This window comes from Paenibacillus sp. FSL L8-0638 (assembly GCF_038593075.1).
In the GTDB taxonomy this organism is placed as follows: Bacteria; Bacillota; Bacilli; order Paenibacillales; family Paenibacillaceae; genus Paenibacillus; species Paenibacillus polymyxa_D.
Genome location: NZ_CP151960.1, coordinates 4,076,937 through 4,097,537, shown reverse-complemented (window position 1 = coordinate 4,097,537; position 20,601 = coordinate 4,076,937). Strand labels below are relative to the sequence as shown.

The following is a 20,601-nucleotide window of genomic DNA, read 5'->3' as shown; positions in this document are numbered from 1 at the left end:
GAAGAGGGGAGTAAGAGAGGTTGACTAAGAAGGGAAAAACAGAGATTCAGACACTAATCTATCGCTATGGCGGTCCACGAGCCAATATTGGGTATACTTTTGAACCGCTGCGCTATGGGGATACAGATGAGCCAAAGCTGGAGGAGATGATCTTCATCTACGCAGATGACTTTGATATCGTGTTGTCTGCGTTAAAGTCCAAATATCCACTTGTCGATCCTGATACGGGAGAAATGTATGAGGCTTTTGATGCCTGCTGGGATAATCCGATTCCAGAGTCGGTATGGCATGAAATATTAACAGAATTGGATGCTTGGCCTGCCAAGGAGCCAGAATTACGCATATTTATCGATTCCTTTACAGCATGGGTCAGAGCGCATTTGAAGCAAGCAGATGGTATTATCGTGACCGGAAATCTGTAGAGGAAGGCAATGCACTGCAATCCGTATTTTCGCTGCCCCTCGCTTCGAGGGGCAATTGGAAAGCGAGCTGCTGGGTCAAATGCCTCGTTCTTTACATTGCATGCGACAGGCTCCTTATGGCAACTGGATTATTGACGTTGCTTCCGAATCCTGAGTAACTTTTGCTCCAATTTGGTATCACCCATAAATTTGCTGACAGATACAGCAAGCTGATATTGAATGGTCCCCATATTGTTAGCGGCAGGTTGAAGACCCCCTTTTATCGTTTGCCATAACGAAGTAGCCTGTCGGCTTTTTGCTCCAAAATGCATGATGATGTGGATACAGGCTGTAATTATATTGCGGCCAAGTCCGTACAGGAACCATTCTTTTTCCTTAGTAATAAGCGGAATGATGGTTGCCATCGTTTCCCAAGCTTCATCCCATCGTCCTGTTTCAATGAGCTTTTCTGCCAAGCTGGATGCAGTAGAACAGTAGTTACTAGAATTTTCTTCTATTTTCTCCATTTCAGCCAGCTTTTTGAGGGCTTCAATTTCACCTTCTGGATGGTTGCGCCATCTCTCATGATAAACGAGTGTCCGCAAATTTTCTTTGTCCCAATCCGTCTGCTCTCTGATCCACAAATCAATAAATAATGATAGGTATACATCTTCCCCGAGTTCACTCGCGATATTGATGCAATCTTCAAGATCAGCTGTATCTTTGCTGAACAAATATGTTTCCAAAATCAACTCAGGATCAAACCCGGCGTATGTATCGAAATTGGCTTTCTTGGCCTGCTGGAACAAAATTTGGTCCTGTTCACGCTCATACTTTTGCAGTAAAAAAACGGCATAATGCAGAGCATCTCCAATCCCCTGAAAACTGTTCGTTTCCCTATCTATAATCTCATTAACGAGCAGCCTTCTCACAATCGGTTCGTAATGCGGGGAATCTCGATCCTCACGATTATACATAGCCAAAAGTACCTTCAAGCGATTGGTATAATTGGCATCACTTTTTCCATATTCCTCACTGTGTTGCTCCAAATAGTCAACCTTCGAAAAATCGGCGTGATCACTTATTAGACTCTGCAGCATTTTATCATAGGGTGCCATCATCTGATCCAGCAGCTTTTTGTAGTTCGTTTCCATTACTGTAATTCTCCTTTCACTGATCGGCTTAATACTACAATCCATATGTAACAAAAACAAGAGTTTCCTTTTGAGTACTGTGCTGTCACACGTACATATTTTTCTAATAGACCCATTTTAAGATTCGATATGAGGGATGGACATTCAACACCTGTAAATCAAGCATACAACATGCAGGGATACAACATTGCGCACAACTAATGGAAGCGTTTTAATTTGAGTATAGAAACACAAAAGAAGATCTCAGGGAGGACATAAGATGCTAAAAGTGAAAGCGCTTAGATGTGAAGATGTAAACAATCCGATTGGACTGGGTTGTCTAAAGCCTCGATTAAGTTGGCAAATTGAATCTGACAACATATATGTTTTCCAAAAACGCTTCCAATTGCAGGTATCCATAAATCCTGTTTTTGAATCGCTGCTCTGGAATCATTTTTCCTATTCGGAACAATCCATTTTGTTTCCCTATGAAGGTCCTCCACTCGAATCAGGACAAAGATATTATTACCGGGTAAAAGTATGGGCTCAGGGAGCGGGTGACACCGAACCCGAGGAATCGGAATGGAGTGAGATTGGCTTTTGGGAAATGGGGCTGCTTCATGAGCAGGACTGGAAGGCACAATGGATTACAGTGCAGGAGCGAAGCATCCATGAAAAGTTTCAGACAAGAGCCCCTTTTGCTGCTTCCAAGTGTTTTTCAGTTGAGGGAAAAGTGAAAAAAGCAGTCATTTATGCCACAAGCCTTGGTCTGTATGAGCTGGAGCTCAATGGACAAAGAGTAGGCGATGCCTACTTTACCCCGGGATGGACAGATTATAACGATCGTGTTCAGGTGCAAGCCTATGATGTGACTTCTACCGTTCGAGAACAACATAACCGCATCACAGCAACGGTGGGAGAAGGCTGGTACAGCGGCTATCTAGGCTGGCAAAAGCGCAAGGATACCTACGGGAACACGAATGCTTTGCTATTTCAAATGAAGATTAGCTATGAAGATGGCCGTTCAGAACTCATTTGCTCTGATTCTTCCTGGGAGGAAACGAGCTGTGCCATTTTGATGTCAGATATTTATAACGGTGAAATCTATGATGCTCGACTGGAGCAGCAGGCAGCCGAACATCGCTTCTTGAACGAACGGAAAATGATGCAGGTCGTCCCGTTTCCGTTAAGTCATCTGGTTGCTCAGGAGAACGAGTCTGTCCGTGTAATGAACCGATTAAAGCCTGTTGAACTGATTTGGACTCCTAAAGGCGAACTAGTACTTAACTTGGGTCAAAATATGGTAGGCTGGCTGGAATTTAAAGTGGAAGCCCCCGAAGGTACGGTTCTGAATCTGGTTCATGGTGAAGTACTGGATCAGCAAGGGAACTTTTACCGAGATAATATTCGTGATGCAGCGCAGCAGATTACGTACATTTGCAGCGGCAAGGGGGCGGAGATATTTAGGCCGCATTTCACTTTTCAAGGCTTCCAGTATGTGAAGCTTGAGGGCTTTCCGGCTGGCGTAGCCATTGAAGATTTTACAGGCGTTGTTTTGCATTCAGACATGGCGACAATTGGCTTGTTCGAGACATCCGATCCAAAGCTGAACCAACTCCAGCACAATATTGTATGGGGACAAAAGGGGAACTTCCTGGATGTACCGACCGATTGCCCGCAGCGTGATGAGCGATTAGGCTGGACCGGCGATGCACAGATTTTTGCCAGAACGGCCAGCTTCAATATGAATAGTGCTTCCTTCTTTCGAAAGTGGCTGAAAGATTTGGCTTACAACCAGCTGGAGAATGGGGCTGTGCCTTTTGTCGTGCCGGATGTCCTTAAAGGAACCTTTGCAGACAATATGGACCAAACGACAGCCGCATGGGGAGATGCAGCAGTTATATGTCCGTGGACGATCTATCAATGTTATGGAGATAAGCAAATTCTAGCTCAGCAGTATGACAGTATGAAAGCATGGGTCGATTATATTCGTGCCCAGGGGACCGAGGAACATCTGTGGGATACTGGTTTGCAGCTGGGAGACTGGCTGGCGCTGGATAGCGAGGAAGGAAGCTATTTTGGAGCGACCGATGGAATGCTGGTAGCGACTGCATACTTTGCGTATTCGACTCATATCTTGGCGCAGACGGCCAAACTGCTGAATCGGTATACCGATTACAACACCTATCAAAGCTTGCATGAGGGGATTAGAAGCGCTTTTGTAAACCGTTATTTTGATGACGCTGGCAAACTGACTTCTAATACCCAGACTGCACAGGTTGTGGCTTTGCACTTCGGATTGGTACCAGAAAAATATAAAAAGCAAGTGGTTCAGGAGCTCGTACGGCTGATAGAAAAAAATGATATGCATCTGGATACTGGCTTTGTAGGCACACCCTATCTATGCCTGGTTTTATCCGACAATGGCTATACAGATATAGCTTATAAAATTTTATTTCAGAAAGATTATCCTTCTTGGCTCTATCAGGTTGAACGGGGAGCAACGACCATGTGGGAGCATTGGGACAGTATCAAAGTGGACGGCTCGTTCTGGAGCACCGATATGAACTCGTTCAATCACTATTCGTACGGTTCAGTTGGAGACTTTATGTACCAAAATATTGCTGGAATCGATGTGCTTGAAGCGGGCTACAAAAAGTCACGGTTAGCACCCAAACCGCCTGTTAATCTTACTTCGGCCCATGGCAAGCTGGAGACACCTTATGGTGAGGTTGCTGTCCATTGGGAAATCGTGAATGAAGAAATGCGGATGACGGTTCACGTACCACATAATACGACAGCTGAGATTACGCTTCCGGGCGTTCTAGAGCCAGATGCATTACAACAGACCATTACTAAGCAATACCCGTCGATTCAGTATCCGCCTGGTAATGTGCCACAAGAGCTGGCCGGGAAATCAGGTTCTCCCGGAGAACAGGCGATTTTCCAACTGAGTGGAGATCATGAATTGACGTTTACCGTCGGATCTGGACAGTATACGTTCCAGTACAAATACAACCAGAGGCTAAATAACATAGACTAGAGGTGAGAAGCTTGATGAATATTAAAAACAAAATATGGTTTAAAACAGCATTGTTGTCCATTTCCTTAGTCCTGACATCAGCGAGTGCTATTTCAGCTATCATCCCGATGATGCTGAACCAATTACCGGGAGTCTCCAGTTCACTGATTGAAAGCATAGTTACAATCCCATCTTTCTCGATGATGCTGTTTGTGCTGTTGAGTGGCCCGATCTCTTCCCGCTTGGGTAAAAAAAATACAGTCCTGCTAGGACTTTTGCTCGTGGTCATCGGCGGAATACTTCCTATGCTCACTACGAACATTACATGGATTCTCGCGTTGCGTTTGGTGCTAGGTGCAGGTCTGGGGATGTTCAATTCGCTGGCTGTCAGTTTAATTAGTGATTTTTTTGAAGGGGACGAACGTGCTCAATTGGTAGGCTTTCAAAGCGCTGTACAAGGGCTCGGAAGCAGCTTGGCTACCTTTGTGGCAGGACAGCTTGCCCTAATCGACTGGCCGTTTGCTTTTTTGTGCTATGCGATCACTATTCCTATCGCACTGTTGTTCTTTTTTATCATTCCTGAACCAGAGCGTGAGGAGCCTACAGCGAGCACGACAGGAACGGGCCACAAGAGCGGGGGAATGTCCCTACCTGTACTTGGATTAGGGGCTGCACTTTTCCTGTTTATGACCTTTATCATGATTGTGTATACCAAAACAGGTATTATGATTGCTGAAAAGAGTATGCCTAACGCAGGGTTTTTAGGGACCGCTTTGACGCTGTTCTCCTTATCAACTATGATTGCAGGCTTCTTGTTCGGTAGAATATATAAATGGTTCAGAAATTACGCACCTTTTATCTCCAGTTTATTAACAGCGACAGGTTTTGTCCTGCTGTGGTTTGCTCAGAATGTGACCATGGTTACGGTTGCCATGCTGATCATTGGCTTTAGCTTTGCGCTGTTTATTCCTTATATTTTTACGATACTAACTAAAATCGTACCTAAAGGCAGTGAGACGATATCTATTTCGATTGCAATGGTAGGCTCCAATTTGGGAGCGTTTGCTTCGCCTTATGTTATCAAGTTAGTTGGGGTGTTGTCTGGGAATGAAACTGCCTCATTTTCCTTTCTCGTCTCTGCGATTGTATTTATGATTGCTGCGCTCCTCTGTCTGGGAATCGCTATTAGAGGAAAGGGAAGCAAAACACAGACGGCAGTTCACAGTTAATGGGAGTCTGAAGGAGGAGTCTGTGTTTATGAACCTTCATGAGCTGGATCAGTTGCTGAGAAGTAAAACTGAAATTGAGCTTTTACAACAGCAAAACAATCAAGTGATTAATGATCTCTCCAAAGAATCGGAAAATGAGCGATTTTTTGATATAAATCAGAATATGTATCGAATGCCTGCTTTATTTTTCTTCGGAGAACATGATATTTATATTAGCAAGCACAACAGGTTTGCTCCGATGCTGGAGCACATGCATGAATTTATTGAGTTAAACTATGTTTACTCAGGTAAGTGCAACCAAATCATAGCAGGTAAAGAAATTGAGCTTTGTGAAGGCCAAGTGTGTGTCCTCGATAAGGATGTACCGCACAGCATCGCACCTTTGGGAGAAAACGATATACTGATTAATATCCTCCTGCAAAGAGAAACGATTTCATCCCTATTTCTACAGCGGCTATCTAAGAAAAAAAGTTTGATCGGCGAGTTTCTTGCCAATTCAGTCCTCCAGCATCAGCATCATAATCACTTTATTATTTTTGAGTCACAGCATAATGAAAACCTTCAATATATATTGAGTAGAATCTTGATCGAATATTTTTCCAGGCAAGAGGATTCAATGGAGCTGGTCAAGGCTTATTTGCCCATTGTATTTGGGGAATTGGTCCGTGTATTGGAAAGCGAGCATAATATTCACTTAAACCAGCAGGAAAGTAATATTACTTCTATTCTGAATTACATGGAAGAGCATTATCAGCATTTAAGCCTCCAGCAATTATCTACTCATTTTAATTACAATAGTACGTATTTAAGTAATAAGTTGAAAAAAGTAACCGGTCTTACTTACACGCAGCTTATTGCCAACATTAAACTTAATGCGGCCTATTCTTTGGTAGTCAATACCAACCTGCCATTCGAAATGATCTTTAAGCAGGTCGGATATAACAGCATGAGTTTTTTCTATAAAAAATTTAAAACAGCGTATGGTGCCACCCCGCAGAATATCCGAAACAAACAAATGAGGAAATGAAGGATACACAAGGACGTCCAATTCTAATGGGCGTCTATATTTGTTATAATATCGGCAAATTCATAAGCGGATGTTTAATAGGGAGGATACATTTTGGAAGCGGTATTAAGACGGCACTGGCCGGAGTGGGACGGGACAATACAGAGACGAACCGGAGGTTGGAATAATACGACGTATTTTGTTAAGAGCGGTGGGCGAAGTGGGGTACTGCGCATCTACGATACACACAGGGATCGGAACAAAATCGAATTTGAGCATGCGGTTTTGCAGGAACTGAGCAGGCATTCTCTATCATTCAGGGTTCCAATGCCAATCCGAACGATTACGGGAGAGACACTTGCACAGGTTGAGAAGGATAGTGGCAAATATGTGTGTCTGTTCGAATACATAGAAGGCACATCCCCATCGGAGCAGGATCCTAGCTTTGCCCATTCTTTTGGCGAGGCTGCTGGCGAATTATCTGCTGCACTTGAAACACTCAATCTTGATATGACTCCAGTCTATCGGCCGTATTATGCTTTGCAGCAATCCTATCCATTATGTAACCGGGAAGTAATCCAAGGCTTTTGTTTAAACCCGCCGGAGCCTCTAAAAGATTTACATGAGGAGCTGCGTTTGATAGGAAAAGTATATGAAGAGATTATAGATTCACTTCATGCATTGGAAGAGTTGCCGCATCAGCTTGTACATGGAGATTTGAACGCTTCCAATTTGTTGGTAAAGGATTCTGACCCTAGTCAGGTGGCTGCACTGCTTGATTTTGAATTTTGTACGCTGGACGTTCGGGTCATGGATCCGGCGGTCATTTTATCAGGATTTTTGGGACAACCGGAGGAAACGACAGCTGTTCGTGAGTTTTGCCGGGGCTTCAGCCGCCAGGTTCGTTTGAGTCACTCTGAGATTGATGCTTTGCCTGTGTTAATGCTGCTTAGGAAGGTAGACGTTTTTCTTCATTTTATGAGTCGCTTTCTGGAAGGAACAGATCAGCCACACGTGCTGCAAGAACAGGTTAAACAGATTGCGGCCGACTTGCTCCAACTGTCTACCAGCAGTAGCTGGATTCAGGAGGAGTTGGTCCAAGCTAGAACAATGTATGAATAAACGAGCTACATGCCGTGTTATGTTATAATTTCTGGAATAACAGAAATGAAGTCTACTGAATTGTACTCGGAACAGGAGGAGCAGATGAATAGTTGGTTAACGAACGCGTTACGACCCTATTTTGGGCTGGAGACGCTGGAAGAACATTGGGACGTAGTAGAAATTAAAGAAGGATATTTTATTTGTATGGATGGAGATGTTATTCGCAAGCGAATTTCTTCCAAAGAGGATGCTTATGGAGAAGCTGATGTAGAGATTTTTACTCGTGATCGGGCATTTGTTCTGCCTAAAACGGCTCGTGGCAAAGAGAAAAAACTGAATTATACAAGTGTTTCGAGCATCATAGCAGAAGGTGTGTCCTTTTCAGCAGGCATTCGAAGAGATCGTAATATTAGTTATGTTACTGCTGTGAATAGCAAAACTGGCGTGAGATTGCCCATCACTGGATGTGAGCATTTACATAGTAAAGAAGAGATCATCGATTGGCTTCAACGTTACCCGTCGCTTGTGCCTAACGACTATGATCGTAAGCTGGAACGATTGAAGCATATGAAAAACCTGCGTTATAAAACCATTCCGGGAGACATCTTCCGCGTGGAAATAGACCTTTTTACAGATGGCTATGTACTGGTCGTCGGAGATTTGCGCCAAATGCAAAAGGATCAGTTGTTTGCAAAGGAGAGCATATGGAATAGTGTCATGACAATGCCTTTGTTCGTACGTCCGTATTTGTGTACAAGTCGTGACCGTTCAATAACTTTGGAATCCATCACGGCCGCCCCGTTATCTGATACAACCTGGATTGTCATGGATGATTCCTTTATGCGAGGGTCCTACGAGCGGATAGGGCATAAAGCGTTGGCGGAAGAGGATATTGTGTTTCCGATTGGTTACGGCAGTAGCATAGATAGCAGTAAAGAAAGAATATATAGACTGTCCTGGGGAACGGGCACAAGTTCCAAACCGGAAGAAAAGACAGTGTTCAAGTCTTCGCGCGAATTGTTAAATAACGGTGTATATTCAGGTGTCATTGCAGACTGTTTTGGTCCTTGGGAAGAGCGGGAGTGGCACCACACGCTGGATAACCCGTTGTATCGGGAAGAGCGCCGAAAAGCACTGGCCGAATTCGGATTCCCGGAAGACATTTCGTACGATGAGTTCAATCGCCAAACAGGAGGACTGACGCGTTCGGAATATCTCGCATATTTGACAAGGACTTATAGCGGAAAAAGAAAGATGAAATGACACGGTTATACATCCTTTTAGGAGGTACGAATGAAATATCTTAAAGATTGTCCGGAACCAGGCATGGGAACCTGGTATTTTGAAATAGACTCAGACGGCGTAGCCTATCGGCAAATTGTGATCCAAGATGACGGTACTTTTATTGCTTCTAATCGTAAGCACGAGCAATATCATTTCTTGTTAGCAGAGAAAGCGATTGATGATACAGAGCCCTATTATACAAAAATTACAAAAAAAGAGTTTGAAGAAATCTGGTCCAGCAATCTTCACACCTCCAACAAGGAATGGCATCAAGTCAAAACCGCACTGCTGGTTGGGACTAAGGTAACTGGATATATTGAAGCCTTTTTTCCACACGGAACACTAATTCATATTTTCCAGCACAATGCAGTCGGATTGGCAGAAACCCATTCATATGCGGAAAAGGCCCCATCCGAGTGGATGTATCCGAGGCATGAGATCACGGCGATTGTCCAAGGCTACGACGAGCTGAATCAGTGGGTGATTTTAGAGCAAACGCAGGTTTTCGAAAATCAGTTCACAGGTTGAAAGATAGATACGGAATACAGGAAGGAGAATGGATATGCATACGTTAACGGTTGATGAGCTAATGGATCAGGACAACCATGCATGGGAAGAGGTCAGAAACATTCTGCAAGAAGGGAATAATCCATATCGCATTGTACCGGCAGAATCGGAATCTGTTAGGGGAGATTCGCTCTACCGTTTGCAAGTGAGCACCAAATCGTACTTGGGAACGGTTGCCTATGAAACAGGAGGGATCATATTTGATCACGGATGGATCACCTTACTGGGTGCAGGTGGGCCTGAAATTTACGGTAGCTTGACCTCATGGAACGGGCTTCAAGAACCGGAAAGTGTTCCTGCGCTTGAAGGAATGCTGATGGTGGCCTATGATGCAGCAGGCGGATTTTTTGGACTGGATACAGGGAAATTCGGACGTAGCGGTCATATCTACTATTTTGCACCGGATGCATTGGAGTGGGAATCCACTGAGCTGGCCTATTCCGGTTTCTTGAGCTGGTTGGCTGAGGGAGATTTGGGCTTGTTCTACCAGACATTCCGTTGGAATGGTTGGCAGTCGGATATGGAGCAACTTCAGCCAGGAGAGGTATTTGCTTATTATCCGCCGCTATGGACTCAGGAAGGTGGCGGAGAGACCAGCCACAAATCACCTATAGCACTAACAGAAGCGTGGCAGGCGGTGACGGATCGGGAATAGCCGCGAGTGGGGAGGGGGACATAAAATCATGAATCATTCCATTCAATCCAAACTGATGCAGCTGAATGAAATACTTTCTCAAAATAACATTGACCATTACTACATTTATGATTATACAAGTCGCCCTAAGCTGGTACTAGCAGGGAGCTTTGACTTTAGCTATTATCACAACATAGAGATTACATTTTACGAGGTCTCGTTTCTTTCCTGTCCGGGTGGTGTATTTTCAATTGAATGCTTTAGACTGGCTAATGACAAGGAATTGGAAATGTTAAAAACTGTCTCTTACGGATTTCTTGAGGGGCCTGTGATTTGTATGGAGGATCAAACGTTTGGTACCCGATTTTTCATTGCTGCGGAAAGCTTGGATTACGAGCTCAAGACCGTTTTTTACTATAAACGTGAGAACCTTCAACCTCATGAAAGTGTGGCTGAATGGGTTAGAAAAGATGGAAAAGGTTGAAAAAGGTAGCAAAAAAAACTTTTAGAGACGTCAAGGTAGGAGGGTGGTTATTATGTGGAGTATTCACTTTGAACATCAATTTATAAAATGTCCGGAAGCAACTGGTGAACAAATCGCGAATTTTTTGAGCACATGGAACATCAAGCTATCGGAGCAGGAAATTCACGAAATCCAACAAAGACAAGTGAACCCTTTTCCAAAGTCGTCTCCATTTTATGATCAATATAAACCGCTAGATCCTGTTAGCTGGCATTTGCCCCAAGGACAATTTCCTGATAGTTACATAGAATTGCTGAAATATTCTAATGGCGGTGAATTTCAGAATGGAGAACGTTATTTCCAGTTTTTCAATACTGAAGATTTGAGAGAAATGAACCTCGCCTACGAGCTGCCAGAGTATATGCCGGGTGCCGTGTCGTTTGCGATGGATGGTAGCGGAAACCACTATATGTTTGATATGAGAGAGGAAAAAAGAAACAATGAATATCCCATTCTTTTTGCTCATTCTGGTAGCTTGGGGTATGACGAATGTGAACAGGTTGCTCGATCTTTTATGGAGCTATGCACGGAAAAATGGGCATTGTATTGATACCTGCATGATTCTGCCCAATATATAGCAATAGCGAGAAGTCTATTGAATTGGGGCCTTCTCGCTATTGTGCCGTATGGGTATGTCCCTATAGCTGAATTTGAGCTAGTTGTTCGAACAACGAATCGACGGCCATGGAATTCTTGCACAAAGCTACCTTACATATGTGGTGGCCTGATTGCCAGCGTAATCTTCAAGCACGATCTTTAGCGAGCTGGTACGAGAGGTAGGGGTAAAAGTGAGTTCACTTAATTTTGTTCTTCCCCGGACAATGTAAGGAAACTTTTTTGATACATAAGTTACACCAAATAGTTTGGGCACATCGTTTTCGTATACATATAAATAGTGCCAGTCCTTCAAGGTGGGTAGAGCAAGCGTATAGGTTGATCCTGTGACTGTCACATTCTCTTTTGCATAAGGCTCTATCATCGTGTCTGCGAGCTGCCCGGTATAGGCTACAGGTTCATGATTGCCGATGGCGATACGTAGGGTGTAGCGATCACCATTTGTGGGCAGATCGGTAAACGTAGCCGTTTCAGCGCCATTGTCCGCCGTAATGGTTTTCTGGAATACGGTGTCCGTATAGTCGGTGATTAAGGTCAATTTAACCGTTCCGTCTGCTTTAGAGGGATTTTTCCACGTTACTGTGGCATCCCCGTTTTCTTTCGTCTCCACCTTAATGTGACGGACGGCAGCATTCAGATCGTAGCTTAATCGAGCCGGTTCGCTTTCCGTTCCATCAGCCCCAACAGCAGTAAGCATTAATTCACCAGTTTTATGGTTTAGAGATTTAATATAGTAGGTTGAGTCATAAATTCCGCCGATATAGGAACCGTTCTCATACAGATTGTATTGTTTAACTTTGGAGTAATCCTCAAGGTCCCAGGTTACGAGCATTTCGTTCGTATCGGTCAGAGCCTTGGTGATTTTGAATCCCGTTGGCGCAGCTGGTTTTAGGGCAGAACCGCCCGTTATCTTGATTTGACCGATATTCATCTGATAGTTTTTGATTGTTTTATTCGCGTTATCAAAAGATAAACCGAAAGCTGCAATCTTTTTTCCTGTATAGGCACTCAAATCCAAATTGTGGCTTACCCAGCCCGTGGTTTGTTTACCAGAGTTAGGGATGCTGACTTTTACGACTTGGCCGGGGTTATCTTTGAAAATAAGTCCGATACTCAGCACAGAGCTGTCATCGGAGGAAGGCTTATTGTACGTGATGGACAAGTTTGAATTCTTATTTACCGACAGATCGGTTTTATACAGGCGTAAAAAGTTATCTGAATTCAGCTCTCCGTTAACGACGAGGGAGCTGCCACCCTGATAGGCGCCCACAGGCTGATAGGTAAACCGAGTACCTTTGGTGTAATTCGGGCCATAGTCGTAGTCAACCGAGAGCGGTTTACCTTTGGTATCGAGCCACCATTGCCAAGTCACAGGGATATCTTGAATATTAATGTTGGACCATTCCTTCGAATTGGAGATGGCTCCATTCACCACATACTGCAAGCCATGCCCGGTATTGAAGCTGGTATTAAAATGGGGGCCACGGATGACAGAACGTTCGGCGATATATGCCGCGATACCGTCCCAGTTTGCGCCCGAAGCTTTTACATCAGACAAATCTACACTTGAGTTTCTTTGTGCACGGACGGGATTCTGATTTGGACCAGACCACCAGACACGGTCGCGGATAAAGGTCATCCATTGATATGCATTGTCAGCTCTGCGATTGGTATCCTGCCCACCAAACTCTTCATCTAGCGCATTATGTGTGAAATCTGCTCCCAACGTTGCGATACTGTTCATCGGCTGCCCGCTATCACCGATATTCAGACGAAGATCGTATTTTTGCTTCCATCTGCCGAAGTCACCGTTCCCGCCCTCAATACCGGCAAAAACGGTTTTAAGAGGGTCTAGACCCAATTGCTTGGCATGGTCGCGGGAGCTTTTTAGCTTCGCTTTGTCCCACCAATAATTCAGAAAAATAGAATCGGATACCTGTCCGTATTGCTTGTCTTTGACAAAAGGACTATTCACAGCATTAAACTCATTTTGATAAGCGATTTTACCGGTTTCGTTTACCGTGGAGTCGTACCATTGCACATACATGCTCTGATCCCGCAAGTATTTCATAAACTGCTTGTAACGCGGGATGTCCTCCTTAGCTACGCCTTTTGAGGCTTCCTCCTGGTTAATGAAGTAGCCGTCATAGCCATAATATTTCGCCATTTCAATCAATTTTTTGGCTACCGGAAATCCGCCCTGAGCATCCTGCACGAGCATTTGCTTATACGTTTGCGGTCCACGGTCATTATCCGAGAAAAAAATACAGGCGATGGAGAGAACACCGTTTTTGTGCGCCGCATTCGTATAACCCGGATTTGGAATGTTCAGAATGCCGAACTCGAACCATTTTTCCGTCCAATCCTTTTGGGGATCGTATAATTCTTCGGGGACATGGGCGGTAGGCATGCCATGCCAGTAGCCGTAATAGTCGGTATACTGCCAATAGTTAAACAAGTATTGACTGAATTTATTGGTATAAGGATAGCTATCGAAAAAAGCGTTTCCATAATCGCCGCTGAGTGTAAACATTTGTGTGTCAGGGCTTAAAGCAGGCTGAGCCTGTGTGGCTGCAAAATGGCTGTTTCGTTGTTGCAGTGGGACACGGGCGCGAAGCATATCTCCATAGACATCTTGGGTAGGAGTCCAGTCCAAAATATGTGAGCTGGCGTATCCATGCTGATAAGGCTGATTCGGCCCTTTGGCGCTTTCTCCTTCATACGGGAGGGTATCACCTGCATATACGGATGGAGAGAGGGCTTGACTTAACAGGATAGAAGTCAAAACCAAAGCAGCCCATTTTAAAGCGAACTTGTGAACCTTGTTACGTTTCATAGCTCATCCCCCTAACGAGTATTTATCCCCCTAAAGATAATCAATAAAACGGTTTTCACATAGAGGATAAATTAAAGATATAGCGTTTAAATTAAAGAAAATCGCGTTTTTTATGAATGCGCTTACTTATCTCCTGCGAAGGACATGGTATACTTTATTTACGCATCAACGATTCCGGAGGGCTTATACCATGAAAAGGGGTACTAGATACACTGCTTATTTTAAAAACAACATGTTTCTGAGGATACTAGTGTTGTTCTCCTGTATTGCGATTTTGTCCATAATTACAATTGCATATGTCACGTATGTATCCATTTCGCAATCTATGGTTCGGCGGGAACTGGATACCCAGAAAGCAGCTATGGAAAGTGTTGACCGTTATATCCATCTACGGCATGAATCCGTCCAGAACATGGTGCGAGATATGTACCGGAATGAGGCTCTCTCGATGAATGTTTCCTTTTTTATGGACCACGCGTATTCCGAATATGTACAGCACCGCATGGACGAAATGTACATGGAGAGTCATGATTATTCAACAGATGTACTCACCTATTTTAAAAACTGGTTGGATGAAAATAGTGATATCAGCAATTTGATTTTGTACAGTGCCGACCAGCAATATCTGTCCACTTTCAATGAGAACAAGCAATTCAAGCAATTCCCGGTGCATGCAGCGCGTTCCTTTGTACCGGACGTGATGGCTGCCGAAAGCAAAAGCGTCTCTGCTCCGAATTACTGGATTCGGAAGGCGGTCGATCAGTGGAGCCCCTCGTTATATTCGTTACAAGTCCCCATTAACAATAAGCAAACACTCAAAAATACCGGTCAGCTTCTAGTATTTCTAAATTCCAAAAGTATCTCCAATGCACTTGCCAGCTACGGGAACAACCTGAAGGGAGAAATTATCGTTCTGTCCACCAATGGAACCGTTCTGTTCGATTCAAGGAATAACTATTACGGAAAAACGTACCCTTATGTCGAAGTGACCCGATCACTATATGACGATGTGGATTCCGATGCCGGGATCATTCAGGCGAAGCAAAATATGTATATTAACAAGCTGATTTCTCCGGATGAAGGGTATGTCGTGATTGGCGCTGTCCCTAATGAGGAAATGGCGGAATCGTACCGGGGTATCCGTAATACGATTTTGACAATCAGTGTGGTTTGTATTCTGTTTGCTGTGCTGTTTCCTGCCTTTTTTGTCATTAACTTCGCTAAACGAACGAATCGAATTATTAAATTCACTCGTCAGGTGAAAAATGGTGACCTCACAGCTCGCATCCAAGACCTCCGAGGGGATGAACTGGGACAAATCTCTCGAAGCTTCAACGATATGCTGGACGAACTTAATCTATATATTGAACGGGTGTATAAAGCAGAGATCAAGCAAAAGCAAACGGAGCTGGTTGCCTTGCAGGCACGTATTCATCCACATTTTTTGTATAACACGCTTGAAGTGATACGTATGAGGGCCATTTCCCAGGGAGCCAAGGATGTAGGGGAAATGATCTATAGCTTATCGGTGTTGTTCAAAAGCCTGGTTCAGCAGAAAAAAATATACACGATTAAAGATGAATTGGAGGCTTGCAGATTATATCTTGAGTTGTTCAGAATACGCTACAAGGAAAGGTTCAATTACACGATTACAGTTGACCCCGAGTTGTATACCCGCTCTGTCATGAAGCTGATGCTTCAACCCATCATTGAGAATTATATTGTTCACGGTATCCAAAGCGACCGGAATGATAATGTGCTGACCATTGATGTGCGGGAAACAGGGGAGGTTCTGCTAGTTGAGATCCGTGACAATGGGAAGGGCATTGAAGGGGAGCGTTTGAAAGAGATTTTGGAGGAACTGGAACGCCAGGAGGAAAACGGACAAATGTTTGGACTACGCAGTGTGCACACCCGACTTCGTTTCTTACACGGAGCCGATTACGGGATTGAACTGGAGAGCCGTAGCGGTGAGGGAACGACGATTCGGGTACGTTGCCCCAACAGTGAAGGGATGGATGCCATATATGTATAAAGTATTTATTGTAGACGATGAGCCTTTTATCATTGAGGGGTTATACGATATTGTGAACTGGACCTCTTTTGGGCTAGAAGTTGTCGGACATGCAGAAAATGGATCTTTGGCACTGGAAGCGCTGGCCTCCAGACCCGTGGACGTACTCATTACGGACATTTCCATGCCAACAATGAATGGTCTCAGGCTGATTCGTGAGGCGAGGAAGCTGCATGCTGACTTGAAGGTGATTATTTTGAGCGGATTTAATGAATTTGATTACTTGAAGGAAGGCATGAAGCTGGGCATCGAAAATTATCTTCTGAAGCCGATTAATGTGGAGGAACTAGAATCCACTTTATGCAATACAACGGAGAAGCTGGACAGGTTCCGGATGGATCAACGATATGAGACGTTCGGAGTGCAGGTTCTCAAGGAAAATACGTTGTACCGTTGGCTGACAGGGCAGATTGCGCCTACAGAATTCCAGGAACGTGCTGAATTGATAGGTTTTTCGTTAAATATTCCCTTCATGGCGGTAGCCGTGTTACGGACGGAGGGAGATTCGGTAGGAGTGCATCAACAGTTAAGGCAGTACATTCAGCACCAGCCCGATTTAACATTGTTTCACGATGTTGATGCGGATAGTGTAATCATTGCCGCACTACCGAATTATGATGAGGGCAGACAGGATTTGATTACGCTGTTGGAGGATTTTTCTGTTCAGTGGTCGACGGACGGGGAAGAAACAGTTTATATCGGGATAGGCAGCGCCGGTTCGCTAGCTGCTGCTCCACGCAGCTATAATGAAGCTAAAAAATCACTGGAATATTTTGTGATATATGATGACCGCCGGATCATTGACTATACGATGCTAGAGGGGGGCGAGGGAAATGCTGGCGAGACTTGTTCCATCGAATGGAAGGATTATGCGAAGCTGATTATAGCAAGAGACCTAGATGCACTTACCGCACGGATTCAGAGTGATTTTGAGCAAATCCAGCATCTTGAAAGGGTTACCCCGGATGAATTGCGGAATATGGCGCTGGAGCTGGTGATCCGGTTTAAGATGGAGCTGGAGAGTATAAAGCATTCCAATGAGTCGGACCGGTTTCAGCAGGGGCTTCACCAGATAAAATGTTGTACGACATTGGCAGAGCTAGTGAGCGCGCTTCAGCATGTGGCGACAGAGACAGTGAATTCACTACTGCAAGATATGAAAAACCCTATCGTAAGTCAGGTGCTGTCCTATATCCATGTTCATTATGCCAAGGAGCTATCATTAAAAATATTAGGATACCAGTACCACCTTCATCCCGTTTATCTCGGTCAATTGTTTCATAAGGAAACAGGCGAAACCTTTGCTGAATATATCAATCAATACCGAATTGAAAAAGCCAAGGAGCAGCTTAAAAACACCAATCTCAAGGTAAACGAAATTGCGCGGAATGTGGGATATTGGGAGACGGGATATTTTTATAAGCAGTTCAGAAAATATGTGGGCATTTCTCCAACCGATTATAAAGGATTGGGATAAATACCAGGTGTGTATGGATTTCTTTAATTTGTACCTTGGTTTATTAAGTTTATCTTCTTTATGAAAGTGCTTACATTAGTTAAGGTTAACGTAGTTAAACAGAAATGAATGAAACGACAGGGTCAGATTCCATTTCATAAGGGAGGATCATACATGGGTAAAAGCAAAAGAAGCTACTCGTTTGTTGTGGTGATGTGTATGGTGTTGACGCTCATTCTCAGTGCTTGTGGAGGAAGCAGCGGTGGCGGAGAAACGACGAATGAGGGAGCGGAAAAGCCGGTAGAACTGATCTGGTATACCATTGGTACACCTCAAAAAGATGTAGATTGGGTGATGGAAGAGGTTAGCAAGTATACCCAAAAGAAAATAAACGCCACGATCAAAATGAAAATGGTTGATTGGGGCGACTACCCGCAAAAAATGCAGGTGAATGTGGCTTCGGGAGAGCCAATGGATATTGTATTTACGGCTTCCGGTGGCTTTGATTATGTACAAAATGCCAGAAAAGGCGCATTCATGGAACTGGACGACTTGCTTGACAAGTACGGTCAGGATCTTAAAAAGACGATTGATCCTGCGTTTCTGGAAGGCTCCAAGGTGGATGGACATCATTATGGTATTCCTGCCAACAAGGAGCTTCCACAGCAAGAGGTATGGCGGTTCAATAAAAAATTGCTGACCCAATACAAGCTGGACCTTTCCAAGGTCCGCTCGCTGGATAGCCTGGAGCCTATGCTCAAAACGATTAAAGAAAACGAGCCCGGCGTAACGGCATTCGGCATGGACAAAAACTATGTTCCCTATGTTCCCTATGACTATATCATTCAAAACCTGCCGATGGCTGTCAAACTGGATACTACGGATTATAAGATCGTAAACATCTTGGAAACGCCTGAAATGAAGCAGGCGCTGACGACGATGCATAAATATTACAAGGCCGGATACGTATCACCGGAAGCTGCAACTACAGGCTCGACCAATGATTTGACAACGTCCGGAAACTGGTTTCTGGATCGTGCGCAAACTCAACCGCTAGCCGATAATTTATGGTCTGCAAGTTACGGCTATCCGGTGATATCGACACCTGCCAGTGACCCCATTGTGACCAATACGTCAGTTCAGGGTTCCATTATGGCGATTTCGGCTAACTCGGCAAACCCTGAAAAGGCGATGCAGTTCCTGAACCTGCTGAATACAGATCCGGTATTACGTAATATGGTTGACTCTGGTATTGAAGGAGTGCATTACAAGAAAACAGACGGCCAGTACATCGAAAATCTGGCTGATTCCAAAAACTATGACATGCCTTCGTATTCACTCGGCAACAATATGCTGCTGTATCTGAATCCGAATGATCCCGCTGACAAATGGGAGCAATTCAAGAAGTTCAACTCGGAAGGCAAAAACTCTCCAATCCTGAGCTTCAACTTTGACAGCAGTAAAGTATCTACGGAGATGGCAGCGGTTCAGAACGTCAAAGAGCAATTTTGGGCTTCGCTGATGACAGGCACGCTGGACCCGGAAACGAATCTCCCGAAAGTGATTGAGAAATTCAAGCAGGCTGGGCTGGATAAGGTGATGGCGGAAGCGCAATCCCAGCTTGATGCCTGGAAGGCACAAAATAGCAAATAATACTTTAGGTCGTGAAATATAAGCGAGATCGGGCGGGTGTAAGTTACGCCCGGTCTTTTTCCAATAGCTATTTTTGTTGCTTTTCTCATTACAGATTGGGAGGGGATACCTATGGCCGCATTTTTCAGAAATGTGATTAGAAACAAAGTTATGCTGTTCATGGTGCTGCCCGGCGCTATCTGGTTCTTCTTCTTTTCGTATCTGCCGCTGGTCGGGACAGTGGCTGCTTTCAAGCAATATCGTTTTAACAGGGAAGGATTCTGGGCCAGTATTTATACGAGCAGGTGGGTGGGGTGGGATAACTTCAAGTTTCTGTTCAATAACAATGATGCCTATGTCATCACGCGCAATACCCTTTTGTATAACCTGGTCTTTATTATTCTTGGACTTGTTTTTTCAGTAGCTATGGCTATTCTGCTCTCCGAGCTGATTAATAAACGGTTGGCGAAGCTGTACCAGACAGGCATGTTTCTCCCATATTTTCTATCATGGGTCATCGTGGGTTACTTTGCATTCAGCTTCCTGAGCATGGATCGGGGAATGCTGAATCAAATTCTCGCAGGGTTTGGCATCGAGCCGATTCAGTGGTATTCGGAGGCCACTTATTGGCCGTATATCTTGATACTGGTCAGTCTATGGAAGGCGATTGGCTATAACAGTGTGGTTTATCTGGCTTCGATTTTGGGGATCGATAAATCCTTGTACGAAGCAGCCATGATAGATGGAGCCAGCAAGTGGCAGCAAATTCGTAATGTGACGCTCCCTTTGCTCTCGCCGATCATTATCATAATGACGCTGCTTGCGGTTGGTCGGATTTTTTATGCGGATTTTGGTTTGTTCTATCAGGTTCCAAGAGACTCTGGCACCTTATATTCGGTAACGAACGTCATCGACACCTATGTATATCGCGGGTTGAAAACGACAGGGGAAATTGGGATGAGCACAGCCGCAGGTTTATATCAGTCGGTGGTTGGCTTCGTTCTCGTCATCCTATCCAATTATGTTGTGCGAAAAATAGATAAAGATAGCGCTTTGTTTTAAAAAAGGGGAAAGGGGTGTGGACT

General features: G+C 44.3%; 16 protein-coding genes. 14 read left to right on the top strand and 2 right to left on the bottom strand.

Annotation, left to right across the window (positions count from 1 at the left end; genetic code table 11):
- Nucleotides 1–20: 20 nt before the first annotated feature.
- Nucleotides 21–422 (top strand): hypothetical protein, encoded by a 402-nt coding sequence (locus tag MKY35_RS18245; protein WP_342444449.1) that lies wholly within the window; start codon nt 21–23, stop codon nt 420–422.
- 128 nt (nt 423–550) lie between these two features.
- Here the strand turns inward: MKY35_RS18245 and MKY35_RS18240 are convergent, their stop codons facing one another.
- Complete coding sequence (locus MKY35_RS18240; RefSeq protein WP_342444448.1) at nt 551–1,555, bottom strand: hypothetical protein; 1,005 nt, start codon at nt 1,553–1,555, stop codon at nt 551–553.
- A gap of 259 nt (nt 1,556–1,814) precedes the next feature.
- Between MKY35_RS18240 and MKY35_RS18235 the strand changes: the two genes are divergently transcribed.
- The 9 genes from MKY35_RS18235 to MKY35_RS18195 all read left to right on the top strand — a co-directional run bounded on the left by MKY35_RS18235 (nt 1,815) and on the right by MKY35_RS18195 (nt 11,453).
- Nucleotides 1,815–4,577 carry a family 78 glycoside hydrolase catalytic domain gene (locus MKY35_RS18235; RefSeq protein WP_342444447.1) on the top strand — a complete coding sequence of 921 codons (2,763 nt, stop codon included), beginning with the start codon at nt 1,815–1,817 and terminating at the stop codon, nt 4,575–4,577.
- A gap of 14 nt (nt 4,578–4,591) precedes the next feature.
- Complete coding sequence (locus MKY35_RS18230; RefSeq protein ID WP_013372350.1) at nt 4,592–5,785, top strand: MFS transporter; 1,194 nt, start codon at nt 4,592–4,594, stop codon at nt 5,783–5,785.
- A gap of 28 nt (nt 5,786–5,813) precedes the next feature.
- Entirely contained in the window at nt 5,814–6,812 is a 999-nt protein-coding gene (locus tag MKY35_RS18225; protein ID WP_342444446.1) for a helix-turn-helix domain-containing protein, read from the top strand.
- A 93-nt stretch (nt 6,813–6,905) separates the two neighbouring features.
- Complete coding sequence (locus MKY35_RS18220; protein WP_342444445.1) at nt 6,906–7,913, top strand: phosphotransferase; 1,008 nt, start codon at nt 6,906–6,908, stop codon at nt 7,911–7,913.
- A gap of 84 nt (nt 7,914–7,997) precedes the next feature.
- Nucleotides 7,998–9,158, top strand: a complete 1,161-nt coding sequence (locus tag MKY35_RS18215; protein WP_342444444.1) for an immunity 26/phosphotriesterase HocA family protein — start codon at nt 7,998–8,000, stop codon at nt 9,156–9,158.
- Between the two features lie 30 nt (nt 9,159–9,188).
- The gene (locus MKY35_RS18210; RefSeq protein WP_342444443.1) at nt 9,189–9,707 is read left to right on the top strand and encodes a hypothetical protein; all 519 of its coding nucleotides are present in this window, start codon (nt 9,189–9,191) and stop codon (nt 9,705–9,707) included.
- Nucleotides 9,708–9,741: 34 nt separating this feature from the next.
- Nucleotides 9,742–10,401: a DUF2625 domain-containing protein gene (locus MKY35_RS18205; protein WP_342444442.1), complete on the top strand. Its 660-nt coding sequence runs from the start codon at nt 9,742–9,744 to the stop codon at nt 10,399–10,401.
- A 28-nt stretch (nt 10,402–10,429) separates the two neighbouring features.
- On the top strand, nt 10,430–10,864 hold the full coding sequence (locus MKY35_RS18200) for a hypothetical protein (RefSeq protein WP_039274443.1): 435 nt from the start codon (nt 10,430–10,432) through the stop codon (nt 10,862–10,864).
- Between the two features lie 52 nt (nt 10,865–10,916).
- Entirely contained in the window at nt 10,917–11,453 is a 537-nt protein-coding gene (locus MKY35_RS18195) for an SMI1/KNR4 family protein (RefSeq protein WP_039274445.1), read from the top strand.
- Between the two features lie 153 nt (nt 11,454–11,606).
- Here the strand turns inward: MKY35_RS18195 and MKY35_RS18190 are convergent, their stop codons facing one another.
- Entirely contained in the window at nt 11,607–14,354 is a 2,748-nt protein-coding gene (locus tag MKY35_RS18190; protein ID WP_342444441.1) for an endo-beta-N-acetylglucosaminidase, read from the bottom strand.
- Between the two features lie 190 nt (nt 14,355–14,544).
- Here MKY35_RS18190 and MKY35_RS18185 point away from each other — a divergent pair, with 190 nt between their 5' ends.
- The 4 genes from MKY35_RS18185 to MKY35_RS18170 all read left to right on the top strand — a co-directional run bounded on the left by MKY35_RS18185 (nt 14,545) and on the right by MKY35_RS18170 (nt 20,578).
- A complete protein-coding gene (locus MKY35_RS18185; protein ID WP_342444440.1) occupies nt 14,545–16,389 on the top strand; it encodes a sensor histidine kinase in 1,845 nt (614 codons plus the stop codon).
- Nucleotides 16,382–17,905: a response regulator transcription factor gene (locus MKY35_RS18180; protein ID WP_342444439.1), complete on the top strand. Its 1,524-nt coding sequence runs from the start codon at nt 16,382–16,384 to the stop codon at nt 17,903–17,905. The genes MKY35_RS18185 and MKY35_RS18180 overlap by 8 nt, the downstream gene beginning before the upstream one ends.
- A 153-nt stretch (nt 17,906–18,058) precedes the next feature.
- Nucleotides 18,059–19,537, top strand: coding sequence for an ABC transporter substrate-binding protein (locus MKY35_RS18175; protein WP_342444438.1), 1,479 nt, complete (start codon nt 18,059–18,061; stop codon nt 19,535–19,537).
- A gap of 111 nt (nt 19,538–19,648) precedes the next feature.
- Entirely contained in the window at nt 19,649–20,578 is a 930-nt protein-coding gene (locus MKY35_RS18170; RefSeq protein ID WP_039274452.1) for an ABC transporter permease subunit, read from the top strand.
- Nucleotides 20,579–20,601 lie beyond the last annotated feature (23 nt).

What these genes read in the sequence shown, in the direction of transcription:
- MKY35_RS18205 (WP_342444442.1), top strand. Translation starts at nt 9,742, where the DNA reads ATGCATACGTTAACGGTTGATGAGCTAATGGATCAGGACAACCATGCA.
- MKY35_RS18175 (WP_342444438.1), top strand. Translation starts at nt 18,059, where the DNA reads ATGGGTAAAAGCAAAAGAAGCTACTCGTTTGTTGTGGTGATGTGTATG.
- MKY35_RS18210 (WP_342444443.1), top strand. Translation starts at nt 9,189, where the DNA reads ATGAAATATCTTAAAGATTGTCCGGAACCAGGCATGGGAACCTGGTAT.
- MKY35_RS18195 (WP_039274445.1), top strand. Translation starts at nt 10,917, where the DNA reads ATGTGGAGTATTCACTTTGAACATCAATTTATAAAATGTCCGGAAGCA.
- MKY35_RS18190 (WP_342444441.1), bottom strand. Translation starts at nt 14,354, where the DNA reads ATGAAACGTAACAAGGTTCACAAGTTCGCTTTAAAATGGGCTGCTTTG.
- MKY35_RS18200 (WP_039274443.1), top strand. Translation starts at nt 10,430, where the DNA reads ATGAATCATTCCATTCAATCCAAACTGATGCAGCTGAATGAAATACTT.
- MKY35_RS18230 (WP_013372350.1), top strand. Translation starts at nt 4,592, where the DNA reads ATGAATATTAAAAACAAAATATGGTTTAAAACAGCATTGTTGTCCATT.
- MKY35_RS18180 (WP_342444439.1), top strand. Translation starts at nt 16,382, where the DNA reads ATGTATAAAGTATTTATTGTAGACGATGAGCCTTTTATCATTGAGGGG.
- MKY35_RS18235 (WP_342444447.1), top strand. Translation starts at nt 1,815, where the DNA reads ATGCTAAAAGTGAAAGCGCTTAGATGTGAAGATGTAAACAATCCGATT.
- MKY35_RS18170 (WP_039274452.1), top strand. Translation starts at nt 19,649, where the DNA reads ATGGCCGCATTTTTCAGAAATGTGATTAGAAACAAAGTTATGCTGTTC.
- MKY35_RS18185 (WP_342444440.1), top strand. Translation starts at nt 14,545, where the DNA reads ATGAAAAGGGGTACTAGATACACTGCTTATTTTAAAAACAACATGTTT.
- MKY35_RS18225 (WP_342444446.1), top strand. Translation starts at nt 5,814, where the DNA reads ATGAACCTTCATGAGCTGGATCAGTTGCTGAGAAGTAAAACTGAAATT.
- MKY35_RS18240 (WP_342444448.1), bottom strand. Translation starts at nt 1,555, where the DNA reads ATGGAAACGAACTACAAAAAGCTGCTGGATCAGATGATGGCACCCTAT.
- MKY35_RS18215 (WP_342444444.1), top strand. Translation starts at nt 7,998, where the DNA reads ATGAATAGTTGGTTAACGAACGCGTTACGACCCTATTTTGGGCTGGAG.